This is a genomic window from Actinoplanes sp. NPDC021490 (assembly GCF_055562135.1).
In genome coordinates this window covers 490,468-505,345 of the sequence record NZ_JBVHFW010000004.1, presented here as the reverse complement: position 1 = coordinate 505,345, position 14,878 = coordinate 490,468, and the positions used below count along the sequence as shown (strand labels likewise).

14 protein-coding genes are annotated in these 14,878 nt (G+C 69.8%); 2 read left to right on the top strand and 12 right to left on the bottom strand.

Annotated elements, in window-relative coordinates; genetic code table 11:
- Nucleotides 1-31: 31 nt before the first annotated feature.
- The 7 genes from ACZ3I4_RS14110 to pyrR are packed head-to-tail and all read right to left on the bottom strand — an operon-like array spanning nucleotide 32 to nucleotide 9,464.
- A complete protein-coding gene (locus ACZ3I4_RS14110) occupies nucleotides 32-1,297 on the bottom strand; it encodes an adenosylmethionine--8-amino-7-oxononanoate transaminase (protein ID WP_465382296.1) in 1,266 nt (421 codons plus the stop codon).
- Entirely contained in the window at nucleotides 1,294-2,301 is a 1,008-nt protein-coding gene (locus ACZ3I4_RS14105; RefSeq protein WP_465382295.1) for a quinone-dependent dihydroorotate dehydrogenase, read from the bottom strand. Before ACZ3I4_RS14105 ends, ACZ3I4_RS14110 begins: the two co-directional genes overlap by 4 nt.
- Entirely contained in the window at nucleotides 2,298-5,612 is a 3,315-nt protein-coding gene (gene carB / locus ACZ3I4_RS14100) for a carbamoyl-phosphate synthase large subunit (RefSeq protein ID WP_465382294.1), read from the bottom strand. The genes ACZ3I4_RS14105 and carB overlap by 4 nt, the downstream gene beginning before the upstream one ends.
- 2 nt (nucleotides 5,613-5,614) lie before the next feature.
- A complete protein-coding gene (gene carA, locus ACZ3I4_RS14095; protein WP_465382293.1) occupies nucleotides 5,615-6,721 on the bottom strand; it encodes a glutamine-hydrolyzing carbamoyl-phosphate synthase small subunit in 1,107 nt (368 codons plus the stop codon).
- Nucleotides 6,722-7,987: a dihydroorotase gene (locus ACZ3I4_RS14090; protein WP_465382292.1), complete on the bottom strand. Its 1,266-nt coding sequence runs from the start codon at nucleotides 7,985-7,987 to the stop codon at nucleotides 6,722-6,724.
- Nucleotides 7,984-8,907 (bottom strand): aspartate carbamoyltransferase catalytic subunit, encoded by a 924-nt coding sequence (locus tag ACZ3I4_RS14085; RefSeq protein ID WP_465382291.1) that lies wholly within the window; start codon nucleotides 8,905-8,907, stop codon nucleotides 7,984-7,986. The genes ACZ3I4_RS14090 and ACZ3I4_RS14085 overlap by 4 nt, the downstream gene beginning before the upstream one ends.
- Complete coding sequence (gene pyrR, locus ACZ3I4_RS14080) at nucleotides 8,904-9,464, bottom strand: bifunctional pyr operon transcriptional regulator/uracil phosphoribosyltransferase PyrR (RefSeq protein ID WP_465382290.1); 561 nt, start codon at nucleotides 9,462-9,464, stop codon at nucleotides 8,904-8,906. The genes ACZ3I4_RS14085 and pyrR overlap by 4 nt, the downstream gene beginning before the upstream one ends.
- Before the next feature lie 286 nt (nucleotides 9,465-9,750).
- On the opposite strand from pyrR, the gene bldD reads away from it, so the two are divergent.
- Nucleotides 9,751-10,239: a transcriptional regulator BldD gene (gene bldD, locus ACZ3I4_RS14075; protein WP_020517563.1), complete on the top strand. Its 489-nt coding sequence runs from the start codon at nucleotides 9,751-9,753 to the stop codon at nucleotides 10,237-10,239.
- A 734-nt stretch (nucleotides 10,240-10,973) separates the two neighbouring features.
- On the opposite strand, the gene ACZ3I4_RS14070 is transcribed toward bldD, so the two are convergent.
- Nucleotides 10,974-11,465, bottom strand: a complete 492-nt coding sequence (locus tag ACZ3I4_RS14070; RefSeq protein ID WP_465382289.1) for an NUDIX hydrolase — start codon at nucleotides 11,463-11,465, stop codon at nucleotides 10,974-10,976.
- A 98-nt stretch (nucleotides 11,466-11,563) separates the two neighbouring features.
- Here ACZ3I4_RS14070 and ACZ3I4_RS14065 point away from each other — a divergent pair, with 98 nt between their 5' ends.
- On the top strand, nucleotides 11,564-12,058 hold the full coding sequence (locus ACZ3I4_RS14065) for a GNAT family N-acetyltransferase (RefSeq protein ID WP_465382288.1): 495 nt from the start codon (nucleotides 11,564-11,566) through the stop codon (nucleotides 12,056-12,058).
- 208 nt (nucleotides 12,059-12,266) lie between these two features.
- Here the strand turns inward: ACZ3I4_RS14065 and nusB are convergent, their stop codons facing one another.
- The 4 genes from nusB to aroB form a co-directional block, all read right to left on the bottom strand.
- Complete coding sequence (gene nusB / locus ACZ3I4_RS14060) at nucleotides 12,267-12,677, bottom strand: transcription antitermination factor NusB (RefSeq protein WP_465382287.1); 411 nt, start codon at nucleotides 12,675-12,677, stop codon at nucleotides 12,267-12,269.
- A gap of 25 nt (nucleotides 12,678-12,702) precedes the next feature.
- Nucleotides 12,703-13,260, bottom strand: a complete 558-nt coding sequence (efp, locus tag ACZ3I4_RS14055; protein WP_465382286.1) for an elongation factor P — start codon at nucleotides 13,258-13,260, stop codon at nucleotides 12,703-12,705.
- An 87-nt stretch (nucleotides 13,261-13,347) separates the two neighbouring features.
- Nucleotides 13,348-13,782 (bottom strand): type II 3-dehydroquinate dehydratase, encoded by a 435-nt coding sequence (gene aroQ, locus ACZ3I4_RS14050; RefSeq protein WP_465382285.1) that lies wholly within the window; start codon nucleotides 13,780-13,782, stop codon nucleotides 13,348-13,350.
- The gene (gene aroB, locus ACZ3I4_RS14045; protein WP_465382284.1) at nucleotides 13,779-14,840 is read right to left on the bottom strand and encodes a 3-dehydroquinate synthase; all 1,062 of its coding nucleotides are present in this window, start codon (nucleotides 14,838-14,840) and stop codon (nucleotides 13,779-13,781) included. The genes aroQ and aroB overlap by 4 nt, the downstream gene beginning before the upstream one ends.
- Nucleotides 14,841-14,878 lie beyond the last annotated feature (38 nt).

The following is a 14,878-nucleotide window of genomic DNA, read 5'->3' as shown; positions in this document are numbered from 1 at the left end:
TCCCTCTTTCGTGTCGCAGTCAAGTGGTCAGTCAGGTTGCCGCCACCGCGGCGGCGATCCCGGAGGCGATCAGGGCGACGTCCTCCGGAGCCGTCACGTACGGCGGCATCGTGTAGATCAGGTCGCGGAACGGGCGCAGCCACACACCCGCCCCGACGGCCGCGGCGGTCGCCCGGGCCATGTCGACCGGATGGTCCAGCTGGACGACCCCGATCGCGCCCAGGACCCGCACGTCGGCGACCCCGGGCGCCTCGCGCAGCGGCTCCAGCCCCGCGCGAAGACCGCTTTCGATCACCCGTACGCGGGAGGCCGTGTCACCGGACCGCAGGAGGTTCAGCGAGGCGTTGGCCACCGCGCAGGCCAGCGGGTTGCCCATGAAGGTCGGCCCGTGCGCGAGCCCGCCGGCCTCCCCGGCCGAGATCGCCGCCGCCACCTCGGGCGTGCACAGCGTCGCGGCCAGCGTCAGATAGCCACCCGTGAGCGCCTTGCCGACGCACATGATGTCGGGCGACACGTCCGCCCAGGAAGCCGCGAACATCCGGCCCGTACGCCCGAAGCCGGTCGCGATCTCATCGAAGATCAGGAAGATGCCGTGCGCGGCCGTCACGTCGCGCAGGACGCGCAGATATGCCGGGTCGTGGAACCGCATGCCCCCGGCGCCCTGCACGACCGGCTCGACGATCACAGCGGCGATCTCGCCGGCGTGCCGCTCGACCATGTCGATCAGGGCCGCCGCGTAACCGGAGTCATAGAGAGCCGGCGGCGGTGGCGCGAAAATCTGTGGTGGCAGCACCCCGGTCCACAGCGAATGCATGCCGCCGACCGGGTCGCAGACGCTCATCGGATGGAACGTGTCACCGTGGTAACCGCCGCGCCAGGTCGCGAGCTTGCGCCGGCCGGGCCGCCCGAGAGCGAGCTGCGCCTGCAATGCCATCTTGATCGCCACCTCGACCCCGACCGAGCCCGAGTCGCACAGGAAGACGTGCTCGAGCCCGTCCGGCGCGAGGTCGACGAGCGTGGTGGCGAGCCGGATGGCGGGCTCGTGGGTGAGCCCGCCGAACATCACGTGGCTCATCCGCTGCGACTGCTCGACCAGCGCGGCGTCGAGCACCGGGTGGCGATAGCCGTGGATGGCCGCCCACCACGACGACATCCCGTCGACCACCTCACGGCCGCCGGACAGCCGCAGCCGTACGCCCTGCGCGCTCTCGACCAGGTACGGCTCGCTGCGTCCCGGCATCGGCCCGTACGGGTGCCAGACGTGCGCCCGATCGAGAGCGAGCAGGTCGTCCGTCATATCGAGGCGGCCCGTGCCACCGCCCGCACCAGCGCCGGCCCGCGATAGATGAACCCGCTGTAGAGCTGGACCAGCGTGGCCCCGGCGTCGAACAGGCGTGACGCGTCGTCGGCGCTCATCACCCCGCCGACCCCGATGATCGGCAGCCGCCCGTCGGTCTCGGTGTGGACGAAGTGGACGACCTTGCGGGCCTTCTCGGTCAGCGGCGCCCCGGAGAGCCCGCCCGCCTCGGTGGCCCGCGGCTGGTCGGCGGCGGCCAGACCCTCGCGGGCCAGGGTCGTGTTGGTCGCGATGACCCCGGCCGCGCCGTGGCTGAGGCACACCTCGAGCAGTTCGGCGATGGCCGGCTCGGTGAGATCGGGGGCGATTTTCACCAGGACGGGGGTCTCGCCGCGCAACGCCCCGAGAAGATCGGCGATGGCGTTCTTGTCCTGCAGCGTTCGCAGCCCCGGCGTGTTGGGCGAGGAGACATTGACCGCGATGTAGTCCGCGTACGGGTGCAGCAACCGATACGAGGTCAGGTAGTCCTCGACCGCCGCGTCGAGCGGGGTGACCTTGGACTTGCCGAGCGAGACGCCCAGCGGCACCCCGATCGGGCCCAGGGCTCGCAGGCGTGCGGCCAGCGCGGCCGCCCCGGCGTTGTTGAAGCCCATCCGGTTGATGATCGCCTGGCTGTCGCGCAGCCGGAACAGGCGCGGCTTGTCGTTGCCCGGCTGCGCGTGCGCGGTGACCGTGCCGACCTCGACGAAGCCGAACCCGAGGGCGGGCCAGGCCGGCAGCGCGACGCCGTTCTTGTCCATGCCGGCGGCCAGCCCGACCGGGTTGGGGAACTTCACGCCGAACGCCTCGACCGGCCTGGCCGTGGCGTATCGGGACCGCATGGCCGCCCGGACCGGAGCGGGCAACGCGGCCAGGCGCTTGAGGGTGAACTCGTGCGCCTTCTCGGCGTCGCCGCCGCCCACCCGGAACAGGACCGGGCGAACGGCGGACTCGAACAAGGTCACTTCTTGCCCCGCAGGGCGGCGTGCAGCTCCTGCAGCGGGCGCACGGTCATGTCGCCGCGCATCAGCGCCTCGATGCCCATGACCGCGGCGGCCGCGCCCGGCACCGTGGTGATGCTCGGGATGTCGGCGGTGACCGCAGCGCTGCGGATCTCGTAGCCGTCCGAACGGGCCCGGGCCCCCGAACCCTGCGGCGTGTTGATGATCATCGCGATCTCGCCGGCCAGGATGAGCTCGACCGCGTTCTTGCCCGGGCTCTCGAAGTGCTTGGGGACGATCTCGCAGACCACGCCGTAGCGGCGCAGCACCTCGCCGGTGCCGGCCGTGGTGACGATCGTGAAGCCGAGGTCGGCCAGCCGCTTGATCGGGAACACCATGGCCCGCTTGTCGCGGTTGGCCACCGAGACGAAGATCTTGCCGGCGGTCGGGAGCGACCCGTACGCCGCGGCCTGCGACTTGGCGAACGCCTGACCGAAGCCGGCGTCGATGCCCATCACCTCGCCGGTCGACTTCATCTCGGGGCCGAGCAGGCTGTCCACGCCCTGGCCGGCCGGGGTGCGGAACCGCTTGAAGGGCAGCACCGCCTCCTTGATCGCGATCGGCGCGCCCTCGGGCGTCGTGCCGCCATCGCCCTCGGGCAGCAGCAGACCCTCGGCCCGCAGCTCGGCGATGGTCGCGCCCAGCATGATCCGGGCGGCCGCCTTGGCCAGCGGGACGGCCGTCGCCTTGGAGACGAACGGGACGGTCCGGGACGCGCGCGGGTTGGCCTCGAGCACGTAGAGCGCGTCGTCCTTGAGGGCGTACTGCACGTTGAGCAGGCCACGCACCCCGACGCCGCGGGCGATGGCCTCGGTGTAGCGGCGCACCTCGGCCAGGTGCGAGCCCGCCAGGGTGATCGGGGGCAGCGAGCAGGACGAGTCGCCGGAGTGGATGCCGGCCTCCTCGATGTGCTCCATCACGCCGCCCAGGTAGACCTCGCCGGTCTCGTCGCAGAGCGCGTCCACGTCGATCTCGATCGCGTCGTCGAGGAACCGGTCGACCAGCACCGGGTGGTTGGGCGAGATCTCGGTGGCCCGCTCGATGTAGCCCTTCAGCGTCGGCTCGTCGTAGACGATCTCCATGCCGCGGCCGCCGAGCACGTACGACGGGCGGACCAGCACCGGGTAGCCGATCGTGTCGGCGATCGCCTTGGCCTCGTCGAAGCTGGTGGCGGTGCCGTGGTCGGGCGAGCGCAGGCCGGCCTTGGCCAGCACCGCGCCGAACAGCCCGCGGTCCTCGGCCAGGTCGATCGACTCGGGCGAGGTGCCGACGATCGGGACGCCCGCGGCCTTGAGCCGGTTGGCCAGGCCGAGCGGGGTCTGACCACCGAGCTGGACGATCACGCCGACCACACCGGGGCCGCCGGCCGCCTTGCCGCTGGAGTCCTCGGAGTGGAAGACCTCGAAGACGTCCTCGAAGGTCAGCGGCTCGAAGTACAGCCGGTCGGCGGTGTCGTAGTCGGTCGAGACCGTCTCGGGGTTGCAGTTGACCATCACGGTCTCGAAGTCGACCCCCCGGAGCGCCATCACGGCGTGCACGCAGGAGTAGTCGAACTCGATGCCCTGGCCGATCCGGTTCGGGCCGGAGCCGAGGATGAGCACCTTGGGCCGGGCCGACGGCGCGACCTCGGTCTCCTCGTCGTAGGTCGAGTAGTGGTACGGGGTGTCCGCCTCGAACTCGGCCGCGCAGGTGTCGACGGTCTTGTAGACCGGGCGGATGCCCAGCCGGTGCCGCAGCGAACGCACGCCGTCCTCGCCGGCGAACTCGGGCCGCAGGGCAGCCAGCTGCTTGTCGGACAGGCCCGACCGCTTGGCCCGGCGCAGCAGTTCCGCGTCGAGCACCGGCGCGTCGGAGATCTCCGTCCGCAGATCGACCAGCGCCTTGATCTCGTCGAGGAACCAGGGGTCGATCCGGCCGCTGGCCTCGTGCACCTGCTCGACGGTGGCGCCGAGCCGCAGCGCCCGCTCAACCGTGTAGAGGCGGCCGTCGTGCGGGATGCGCAGCGCGGCCAGAGCATCGTCGACCGAGTCCGACTTGTCGGCGGTGGTCCAGAAGCCCGCCGCCGAGGTCTCCATCGACCGCATCGCCTTGTTCAGCGCCTCGGCGAAGTTGCGGCCCAGCGACATCGCCTCGCCGACCGACTTCATCGTGGTGGTCAGCTCGGGGTCGGCGCCCGGGAACTTCTCGAACGCGAACCGCGGGATCTTCACGACCACGTAGTCGAGCGCGGGCTCGAAGGCGGCCGGCGTCTTGAGGGTGATGTCGTTCGGGATCTCGTCCAGCGTGTATCCGATGGCGAGCTTGGCTGCGATCTTCGCGATCGGGAAGCCGGTCGCCTTGGAGGCCAGCGCCGACGAACGGGACACGCGCGGGTTCATCTCGATCACGACGAGCCGGCCGTTGTCCGGGTTGATGGCGAACTGGATGTTGCAGCCGCCGGTGTCCACGCCGACCTCGCGCAGCACGGCGATGCCGAGGTCGCGCAGGCTCTGATACTCCCGGTCGGTCAGGGTCATGGCCGGGGCCACGGTCACCGAGTCGCCGGTGTGCACGCCCATCGGGTCGACGTTCTCGATCGAGCAGACGACCACGACGTTGTCGTTCTTGTCGCGCATCAGCTCGAGCTCGTACTCCTTCCAGCCGAGCACGCTCTCCTCGATGAGCACCTCGTGCACCGGGGAGGCGGCCAGGCCGGCGCCCGCGATGCGGTCGAGGTCCTCATCGGTGTGGGCCATGCCGGAACCGAGGCCGCCCATGGTGAACGACGGCCGGATGACGACGGGCAGGCCCAGCTCGCCTACCGTCGCCCGCACCTCGTCCATCGAGTGGCAGACACGCGAGCGCGGGGTGTCGCCGCCGGCCTTGGCCACGATGTCCTTGAACAGCTGCCGGTCCTCGCCGCGGCGGATCGCGTCGATGTTGGCGCCGATCAGCTCGACGCCGTACTTCTCCAGGACGCCGCTCTCGTGCAGCGCGACCGCGGTGTTGAGCGCGGTCTGGCCGCCCAGCGTGGGCAGGATCGCGTCGGGGCGCTCCTTGGCGATGACCAGCTCGACGAACTCCGGGGTGATCGGCTCGACGTACGTGGCGTCGGCGAACTCGGGATCGGTCATGATCGTGGCCGGGTTCGAGTTGACCAGCGAGACACGGATGCCCTCGGCCCGCAGCACCCGGCACGCCTGGGTGCCCGAGTAGTCGAACTCGCAGGCCTGGCCGATGACGATCGGGCCCGAGCCGATCACCATGACGTGCTTGAGATCTTCACGCTTCGGCATGATCAGCCCTTCTTTTCCACAAGCTCGACGAACCGGTCAAAGAGGTAGTCGGCGTCGTGCGGGCCGGCGGCGGCCTCGGGGTGGTACTGGACGGTGAACGCGGGAACCTCGAGCCCCCGCAGGCCCTCGACCACGTTGTCGTTGAGGCAGACGTGCGAGACCTCGACGCCGCCGAAGTCGGTGTCGATCACGGAGTTGAGCGGCGCGTCGACCGCGAAGCCGTGGTTGTGGCTGGTCACCTCGACCTTGCCGGTGGTCTTGTCGAGCACCGGCTGATTGATGCCCCGGTGGCCGTACCCCAGCTTGTAGGTGCCGAAGCCGAGCGCGCGGCCCAGGATCTGGCTGCCGAAGCAGATGCCGAACAGCGGCGTCCGGCGGCGCAGGACCTCGCGGGCCAGCGTGACCGGCCCGTCGGCGGTGGCCGGGTCGCCCGGGCCGGGTGAGAGGAAGACAGCGTCGGGCGACACCGACAGCAGTTCCTCGACCGAGGCGGTGGCCGGGAAGATGTGGGTCGTCACGCCCCGGGCGGCGAGCCGGCGCGAGACGTTCCGCTTGATGCCGAGATCGAGCGCGGCGACCGTGTAGCGGTGCTCGCCGACGGCCTCGACCGTGTAGCGGGACGAGGTGGTGACCTCGGCCGAAAGGTCCGCGCCGACCATCTGCGGTGCGGACTGCACCCGCGCCAGCAGCGACTGCGGGTCGAGGTCGACCGACGAGATGCCGACCCGCATCGCGCCGCGCGACCGGAGGTGACGGGTCAGCGCCCGCGTGTCGATGCCGCTGATGCCGACGACACCCTCGGCCGCCAGCCGTTCCCCGAGGTCGCCGGTCGAGCGCCAGTTCGAGGGGCGACGGGCCGGGTCCCGTACGACGTAGCCCGCGACCCAGATCTTGGCGGACTCGTCGTCCTCGTCGTTGACGCCGGTGTTGCCGATCTGCGGCGCGGTCTGCACGACGACCTGCCGGTGGAACGACGGGTCGGTCAGCGTCTCCTGATAGCCGGTCATGCCGGTGGTGAAGACGGCCTCGCCGAACGTCTCGCCCAGCGCGCCGTAGGCCTCGCCCACGAACGTCCGCCCGTCCTCGAGTACGAGGATCGCTTTACTCATTTACTTAACAGCCTTCCCATCCAGGACCGTCGGCTCTCCCCGGAGGAAGGTCGCGACGATGCGACCCGGCAGGGTGGTGCCCGCGTACGGTGTGTTGCGGCTGCGGCTCGCCAGCTCGGACGGGTCGACGACCCGCCGGGCGGACGGGTCCACCAGCGTCAGGTTGGCCGGGTCGCCGACGCTCAGGTCGGTGCCGTGGCCGGTCAGGCCCGCGATCCGCGCGGGCGTCCGTGACATGCGCTCGGCGATCAGATCCCAGCGCTCGCCCAGCACCGAGAGCACCACCGGCAGGGCGGTCTCCAGACCCACCATGCCCGGCCGGGCGTACGCCCATTCGCACTCCTTGTCCTCCACGGCGTGCGGCGCGTGGTCGGTGGCGACGATGTCGATCACGCCCTCGACCAGCGCGGCGCGCAGGGCCTGGACATCGGAGGCCGTACGCAACGGTGGGTTGACCTTGTAGACCGGGTCGTAGGAGGCGGCCAGCTCGTCGGTCAGCAGCAGGTGATGCGGCGTGACCTCGGCCGTCACCCGCACGCCGCGGGCCTTGGCCTGGCGCAGCACCTCGACCGAGCCGGCCGTGGAGACGTGGCAGACGTGCAGGCGGCTGCCCACGTGCTCGGCCAGCAGCACGTCGCGCGCGATGATCGCCTCCTCGGCGACGGCCGGCCAGCCGGTGAGCCCGAGCCGGGTGCTGACCTCGCCCTCGTGCATCTGCGCGCCCTCGGTGAGCCGCGGCTCCTCGGCGTGCTGGGCGATGATGCCGTCGAACGCCTTCACGTACTCGAGCGCGCGGCGCATCAGCCGCGGGTCGGCGACGCAATGCCCATCGTCCGAGAAGATCCGCACGTTGGCCGCCGAGGTGGCCATCGCGCCCAGCTCGGCCAGTTGCTTGCCGGCCAGGCCCACGGTGACCGCGCCGATCGGCTGCACGTCGACCAGCCCGGCCTCGCGGCCCAGGCGCCAGACCTGCTCGACCACGCCCGCGGTGTCGGCCACCGGCGACGTGTTGGCCATGGCGAAAACCGCCGTGTAGCCACCGAGCGCGGCGGACCGGGAGCCGGTCTCGACCGTCTCGGCGTCCTCGCGGCCGGGCTCGCGCAGGTGGGTGTGCAGGTCGACCAGGCCCGGCAGCGCCACCAGCCCGGCCGCGTCGACGACCTCGGCATCGGCCGGCGCCTCGCCGGAGATGCGTCCGTCCACGATGGCGAGATCACGCGGCGCGGCGCCGAGCACCGAGACACCGCGAAGCACATACGAGGTCATGCCTTGCCCCCAAGCAGCAGATAAAGGACGGCCATCCGGGCGCTGACGCCGTTGGCGACCTGTTCGACGATCGTGGAACGCGACGAGTCGGCCACCTCGGGCGTGATCTCCATGCCGCGGTTCATCGGGCCGGGGTGCATGACGATCGCGTGCTCCGGCAGCTTGCGCATGCGCGCGAGATCGAGACCGTAGCGGCGGCTGTACTCCCGGGCCGACGGGAAGTACGAATCCTGCATGCGCTCGGTCTGCACTCTCAGCATCATCACGACGTCCATGTCGGGCAGGACGCTATCGAGGTCGTACGACACTTTCGTCCGAGGGGACAGCGCGGGCGCGACGTCGATCGGAATGAGCGTCGGCGGGCCAACCAAAGTGACCTCGGCCCCCAGCGTGGTCAGCAGCAGCACGTTCGACCGGGCGACCCGGCTGTGCAGCACGTCGCCGACGATCGCGACCTTGAGCCCCTCGATCCGGCCCAGGCGGGAGCGCATCGTGTACGCGTCCAGCAGCGCCTGCGTCGGGTGCTCGTGCGTGCCGTCGCCCGCGTTGACCACCGACCCGTCGACCCACGCGGCCAGCCGGTGCGGCGCGCCCGAGGCGGGGTGCCGGATCACCACGGCGTCGGCCCCCATGGCCTGCAGCGTCAGCGCGGTGTCCTTGAGGCTCTCGCCCTTCGACACGCTGGAGCCCTTGGCCGAGAAGTTGATGACGTCGGCCGAGAGCCGCTTGGCCGCCGCCTCGAACGAGATCCGGGTGCGCGTCGAGTCCTCGTAGAAGAGGTTGACCACCGTACGGCCGCGCAGCGTCGGCAGCTTCTTGACCTCACGACCGGCCAGCGCCGCCATCTCGCCGGCGGTGTCCAGGATCAGCGTGGCGGTGGCCGCGTCCAGATCGGCGGCCGAGCGCAGATGCTTGATCACTTGCCCTCCCCGGTCAGCTTGACCTCGTCCAGGCCGTCGATCTCGGTCAGCGAGACGCGCACGCTCTCGGCCGGCGAGGTCGGAATGTTCTTGCCCACGTAGTCGGCGCGGATCGGCAGCTCGCGGTGACCCCGGTCGACCAGCACGGCCAGCTGCACCGAACTGGGCCGGCCCTCGTCCTTCAGGGCGTCCAGAGCGGCCCGCACCGTACGACCGCTGAACAGCACGTCGTCGACCAGCACGACCCGCCGTCCGTCGATCCCCCCGCCGGGCAGCTCGGTCTTGCCGAGCGCGCGGGTGGCCTGCAACCGCAGGTCGTCGCGGTAGAGAGTGATGTCGAGCGACCCGACCGGAACGTCGATGCCCTCGAAGGCGTGGATGCGGGCGGCCAGCCGGCGGGCCAGCGGCACGCCGCGGGTGGGAATTCCGAGAAGCACGGTGCCGGTCGCCCCGGAGGTCTTCTCGAGAATCTGATGAGCGATGCGGTCGACGACCCGCTGCAGGTCGGACTCGCTCAAAATGATCTTGCTGGACGCGTCGGCGCGTGGCAAAGCCACCGCGGACCCCCTTCCCCGCCTCACGGGACGGGTCGTTAAAGGAGTTTCAGGAGCGCACCCGGAGGGTGCCTCCCCTATGGCTGACGCTACGTTACCAGCGGAAGCGACGATGACCATGGTGACGTGCCCGACCCGAGAACACGACGGACGAATCCGGCAAGTCTCCCGCGAAGGCGCGACTCATCGGTAACCGACACTTGACCAGGGGTCCCAAACTCCGTACCGTCACGCTGCGTAGCGATCGCGGAGGGGAACCCTCCGGGCCAGCACAGTGGGAGTGTTCCGAATGCCGTCTGAGTACGCCAAGTCGCTGGGTGCGCGCCTGCGCTCCATCCGGCAGCAGCAGGGCCTGTCCCTGCAGGGTGTGGAAGAGAAGTCGAACGGCCGGTGGAAGGCCGTCGTGGTGGGCTCGTACGAGCGCGGCGACCGTGCCGTCACCGTCTCGCGCCTCGCCGAGCTGGCCGACTTCTACCGGGTGCCCGTCTCGGAGTTGCTGCCCGACGGCAGCGGCGTCCGGCTCGAGGCCACCAACAAGATCGTGCTCGACCTCGAGAAGCTCTACGACACCACCGGCGAGGACCTCGCCTACGTCGCCCGTTACGCCCGCGCCATTCAGCAGCAGCGCGGCGACTACAACGGCCGCGTCCTCTCCATCCGCGCCGACGACCTGCGGGCGCTGGCCATTGTGTACGACATCTCGCCGTCGGGCCTGATCGAGCGCCTGACCGAGCAGGGCGTTCTCGTGGCCGACCCCCGGGCCTTCTTCGCCAGCTAGTTCTCCCGAACCACAACGCCGGCCCCCAACCGGCCACATCCCCCATCCTCGACCACGCCGAATCCACCATCGGCGCGAGTCCCGAGCCCGAAAAGCCCGCGTTCTTTGCGGGCTTTTTCGCTTTCCCGAAGAGCCCGCGTTCTTGCGGGCTTTCCCGCTTTCCCGAAAGAGCCGTTGGGATTCCAATACTTATCCCGTACGAGTCGTCGGCTCGGACAACCGCACCGACGCGGCCCTCGGCGTGCCGGCGACCTCGGTGCAACACCGGGCCATAGCGCCCGCACGGGATGTTGCCGGTGGTCCAGCCGATGGCCGCGCCTGGTCCTCTTCTCAGCCAAGCCGAGCGACCGCAGACCCCACCCGCCACCTGCGTCACGGCCTCAATGCCCGGACCGCCGGCCGTCGCGCTGCCGGCACCTGACGGCCGACATCACAGATCGTGGTGACCGTCTCTACGAAGATCGACTTCGCCGCCGGAATTTGCGCGATCAGTGATGGCGGTGCCGCACACGGTCAGTTTTTTCACCGCCACCTGATCAGCCAAGTAGCGAACCCGCAGTCCTCACAGCGCGCAGTGGACTCGGCTGTGCGATCACCCGCAAGCTACCCGTCAGCTCGCGGGACGCGGTCGTTTCGGGGCGGGATCGGCTCGAGGCGGCGGGATCGGCTCGCGCGGTGCGGTCGGCTTGGCGGCGCGATCGGCTTCGGCGGTGAGACCGACTTCGGCGGGGCCGTCAGGATGGGTGGTGCCAGGGTAGTTCGAGGGGCTTGGCCGGTGGGTGGCCTGCCACGAGCTCGGTGAGCAGTTCGGCCAGGCGGAACGGGTAGACGGTCTCGTCGGTTGACGCCAGTTCCCCGGCCGACCACCAGCGGAACCCCGCGTAGTGCTTCTGCTCCAGCGGTGTGTGCCCGCGGGTGTCCACCTCGTGCCGGTCCACCCGGTGCAGGAAGAAGTCGTCCCGGAACACGCCTTTGGCGAACGACAGATCCGCATATCCGGTCGTGAACGCCACCGCCCGCAACTCGCTCGGCTGGACCGTGAGCCCGACCTCCTCGTGCAGCTCGCGTGCCGCGGCCGACCGCAGTCGTTCCCACCACTTCACGCCGCCGCCCGGAGTGAACCACGCGAACCCCGGCTCCGAGAGAAGCTTCGACCGCAGCAGCAACACCCGGTCTTCGGAGTCGATCAGGAGCACGCGGGCGGAGCGGCGGGCATAGCGGGGCATGGCCCCCACCCTACGATGCCGATCAATGACCGGAACGTGACCGTTCCCGCGGTTACGGTCACGAATAACCGGTGGACACGGCTGACAGGCTTGCCGGCATGCCGATCGAGATCCGCCCGCTCGCCGAGGGCGACTTACCCGCTGTAGTCGACTTCTCCCTGCGGGCCTGGGCTCCGGTTTTCGCGTCCTTCGAGCAGACGCTCGGCCGCCGCGTCTTCGAGCGGGTCTACCCCGACTGGCGCCGGATCCAGGCCGAGGCGGTGGAGCAAACGTGCCGCGAACTGACCGAAACCACATGGGTCGCTGTGGAAAACGGTCAGCCGCTCGGCTTCGTGGCCGTGGCCCATCACCGCGACGGAACAACCGAACCCAACAGCGCCGAGATCGAGATGATCGCCGTCGACCCGGCCGCCCAGCGCCGGGGCATCGCCCGGACCCTGATCGATTACGCCCTCGACCACATGCGCAACACCGGCTGCGTCCTGGCCGTCGTCTCGACCGGCGGCGATCCCGGCCACGGCCCGGCCCGAGCCGCCTACGAGAAGGCCGGCTTCACCGCACTCCCGGCCGTCCGCTACTACCGCGCCCTGTAAACAACCGCACCACCGGCAACATCCCGTGCTGGCGCTACGGCCCGGTGTTGCACCGGGCCGCCGGCACGCCGGGTTCGGCCTCAGTGCGGTTGTCCGAGCCGACGACGCGTACGGGATGAACCCGATCTTGACGTGTGGGACAGTGCGGGTGATATGGGAAAGCGCAAGAGGCCCCGACAGGTAGTCGGAGCCTCTGAGCTAGCCGTGGTTAGCGCGTGGCGAACTCGGCGATTCGGCCCAGGATGCCGTTGAGGAATCGGGGGCTGTCGTCGGTCGACATCGTTTTGGCCAGTTCGACGGCCTCGGTGATCGCGACCGGGTCGTCGATCTCGGGGACGTAGAGCAGTTCGTAGACCGCGATGCGCGACAGGTTTCGGTCGATCACGGGCATGCGGTCGATCGTCCAGCCCTCGGCGTAGCTGGCGATCAGCTCGTCGATGCGGTCGAGGTGCTCGGCCACGCCCTCGACCAGGCCGACCGCGTATTCGAGGTGATCAGGGTGGGGCTTGGCGATCCGCTCGAGGTAGGTCGCCAGCACCTGCCGGGGCGGCAGGTCGCGCAGGTCGGCCTCGTAGAGCACGTCGAGGGCCCGTTTGCGCGCCTTGCGACGCGCGGGCATCTGCGTCTTGGGACCTTCCGACATCTCAGGAACGACCGAGGTAACGGCCGTCGCGGGTGTCGACCTTGATCTTTTCGCCGGTGGTGATGAACAGCGGCACGTTGACCGTGGCGCCGGTCTCGACGGTGGCCGGCTTGGTGCCGCCGGTGGAGCGGTCGCCCTGCAGGCCCGGCTCGGTGTAGGTGACCTCGAGGAAGACGCTGGTCGGCAGCTCGATGTAGAGCGGGACGCCCTCGTGCAGCGCGACCGTGGCCTCAGCCTCGGGCAGCAGGTAGTTGGCGTTCTCGCCGACGGTGCCGCCCTGGACGTTGATCTGGTCGTAGGTGTCCAGATCCATGAAGACGAAGTCTTCGCCGTCCTTGTAGAGGTACTGCATCGTGCGCTTGTCGACCGTGGCCGTCTCGACCTTGGTGCCGGCGTTGAACGTCTTGTCGACGACCTTGCCGGACAGCACGTTCTTGAGCGTGGTGCGCACGAACGCCCCACCCTTACCGGGCTTGACGTGCTGGAACTCCACGACGGACCAGAGGTCGCCGTCGAGGTTGAGCACCAAGCCGTTCTTGAGGTCGTTCGTGGAAGCCATGCTTGTGAAAACCCTGTCTGCCTTGTGTTCTTTGGATGCGGGGTGTTCTTTGGATGCGAGTCGGTGACCGTCCGAGTTTACCGGCGTTCAGCCGTCAGCGGCGAATCGGGCCAGGTGAGACAGCGCCAGGCGGTAACCGTCGACCCCGAGCCCGGCGATGACCCCGGTGGCAACGGCCGAAATGACCGAATGATGCCGGAATTCCTCGCGTGTGTGAATGTTGGAGATGTGCACCTCGATGAGCCGTCCGCGCAGCATGGACGCGGCGTCCCGAACCGCGATGTTGTAGTGGCTCCAACCGGCCGGGTTGAGCACCACGTCGGCGCCCTCGTCGGCGGCCTGGTGCAGCCACTTGATCATCTCGTGCTCGGCGTCGGTCTGGCGCACCTCGACCTCGACCCCGAGTTCCTTGCCGGTCTCGAGGCAGAGCCGTTCCAGGTCGGCGAAGGTCGTCGCGCCGTAGATCTGCGGCTCGCGCGTGCCCAGGCGACCCAGATTGGGCCCGTTCAGCACGTAGATCATCGGGCCACCTCCGCGTACGCCCGCTCGAGCAGTGATTCGTCGGGTGCGGCGAAAATGCCGGGCTTGGCCAGGGCGTCCAGCACGACGAAGCGCAGGGTGGCCGCCCGCGCCTTCTTGTCGACCCGCATCGCGCTCAGCAGCTCGGGCCACGCGTCGGCGGCGTAGGACACCGGAAGCCCGACACCCTCCAGGACCGACCGGTGCCGGCGGGCGGTGGCTTCGTCCAACCGCCCGGACAGATGCGACAAAGCGGCCGCGAAGATCAGGCCGACCGAAACGGCGTAACCGTGCTTCCAGGTGTACTTCTCGCGCTTCTCGATCGCGTGGCCCAGTGTGTGTCCGTAGTTGAGGATCTCGCGCAGGCCCGACTCCTTGAGATCGACCCCGACCACCTCGGCCTTGACCCGGATGGCCCGCTCGATCAGCTCGCGCAGCACCGGGCTCTCGGGGTCGGCCGCCGCGCCCGGGTCACCCTCGATCAGGTCGAGGATCACCGGGTCGGCGATGAAGCCGCACTTGATCACCTCGGCCAGCCCGGCCAGCAGGTCGTCGGCGGGCAGGGTGCCCAGCGAGTCGAGGTCGCAGAGCACGCCGGCCGGTGGGTGGAACGCACCGACCAGATTTTTGCCCGCGTCGATGTTGACGCCGGTCTTGCCGCCGACCGCCGCGTCGACCATGCCGAGCAGCGACGTCGAGCAGGGCACCCAGCGCACTCCGCGCAGCCAGCTCGCGGCCACGAACCCGGCCAGGTCGGTCACCGCGCCGCCGCCGACACCCACCACGACGTCCGTACGGGTGAAGTTGTTGGCGCCGAGCTTGTCCCAGCACATGGCGGCGACGTCGACCGTCTTGCCACGCTCGGCGTCGGGCACCTCGATCAGTTGCGCCGGCACACCGGCCGCCTCCGCGATCAGGCCGGCCTGCGCCCGGAGCGGCGCCGAGAACAGCACCGCCACCTGGGCCGCGCCCTCGATCAGCGCCGGCAACTCGCCCGCGAGATCACGCCCGACCAGCACGTCGTACGGACGGTCACCGCTCACCGAAATTCGAGTCACCACGGCGGACACCTTATCGGCGGCCTAGTGGGGTTATATCT

What these genes read in the sequence shown, in the direction of transcription:
- aroQ (WP_465382285.1), bottom strand. Translation starts at nt 13,782, where the DNA reads ATGATCTACGTGCTGAACGGGCCCAATCTGGGTCGCCTGGGCACGCGC.
- carB (WP_465382294.1), bottom strand. Translation starts at nt 5,612, where the DNA reads ATGCCGAAGCGTGAAGATCTCAAGCACGTCATGGTGATCGGCTCGGGC.
- nusB (WP_465382287.1), bottom strand. Translation starts at nt 12,677, where the DNA reads ATGCCCGCGCGTCGCAAGGCGCGCAAACGGGCCCTCGACGTGCTCTAC.
- bldD (WP_020517563.1), top strand. Translation starts at nt 9,751, where the DNA reads ATGCCGTCTGAGTACGCCAAGTCGCTGGGTGCGCGCCTGCGCTCCATC.
- ACZ3I4_RS14110 (WP_465382296.1), bottom strand. Translation starts at nt 1,297, where the DNA reads ATGACGGACGACCTGCTCGCTCTCGATCGGGCGCACGTCTGGCACCCG.
- ACZ3I4_RS14070 (WP_465382289.1), bottom strand. Translation starts at nt 11,465, where the DNA reads ATGCCCCGCTATGCCCGCCGCTCCGCCCGCGTGCTCCTGATCGACTCC.
- carA (WP_465382293.1), bottom strand. Translation starts at nt 6,721, where the DNA reads ATGAGTAAAGCGATCCTCGTACTCGAGGACGGGCGGACGTTCGTGGGC.
- ACZ3I4_RS14090 (WP_465382292.1), bottom strand. Translation starts at nt 7,987, where the DNA reads ATGACCTCGTATGTGCTTCGCGGTGTCTCGGTGCTCGGCGCCGCGCCG.
- efp (WP_465382286.1), bottom strand. Translation starts at nt 13,260, where the DNA reads ATGGCTTCCACGAACGACCTCAAGAACGGCTTGGTGCTCAACCTCGAC.
- ACZ3I4_RS14065 (WP_465382288.1), top strand. Translation starts at nt 11,564, where the DNA reads ATGCCGATCGAGATCCGCCCGCTCGCCGAGGGCGACTTACCCGCTGTA.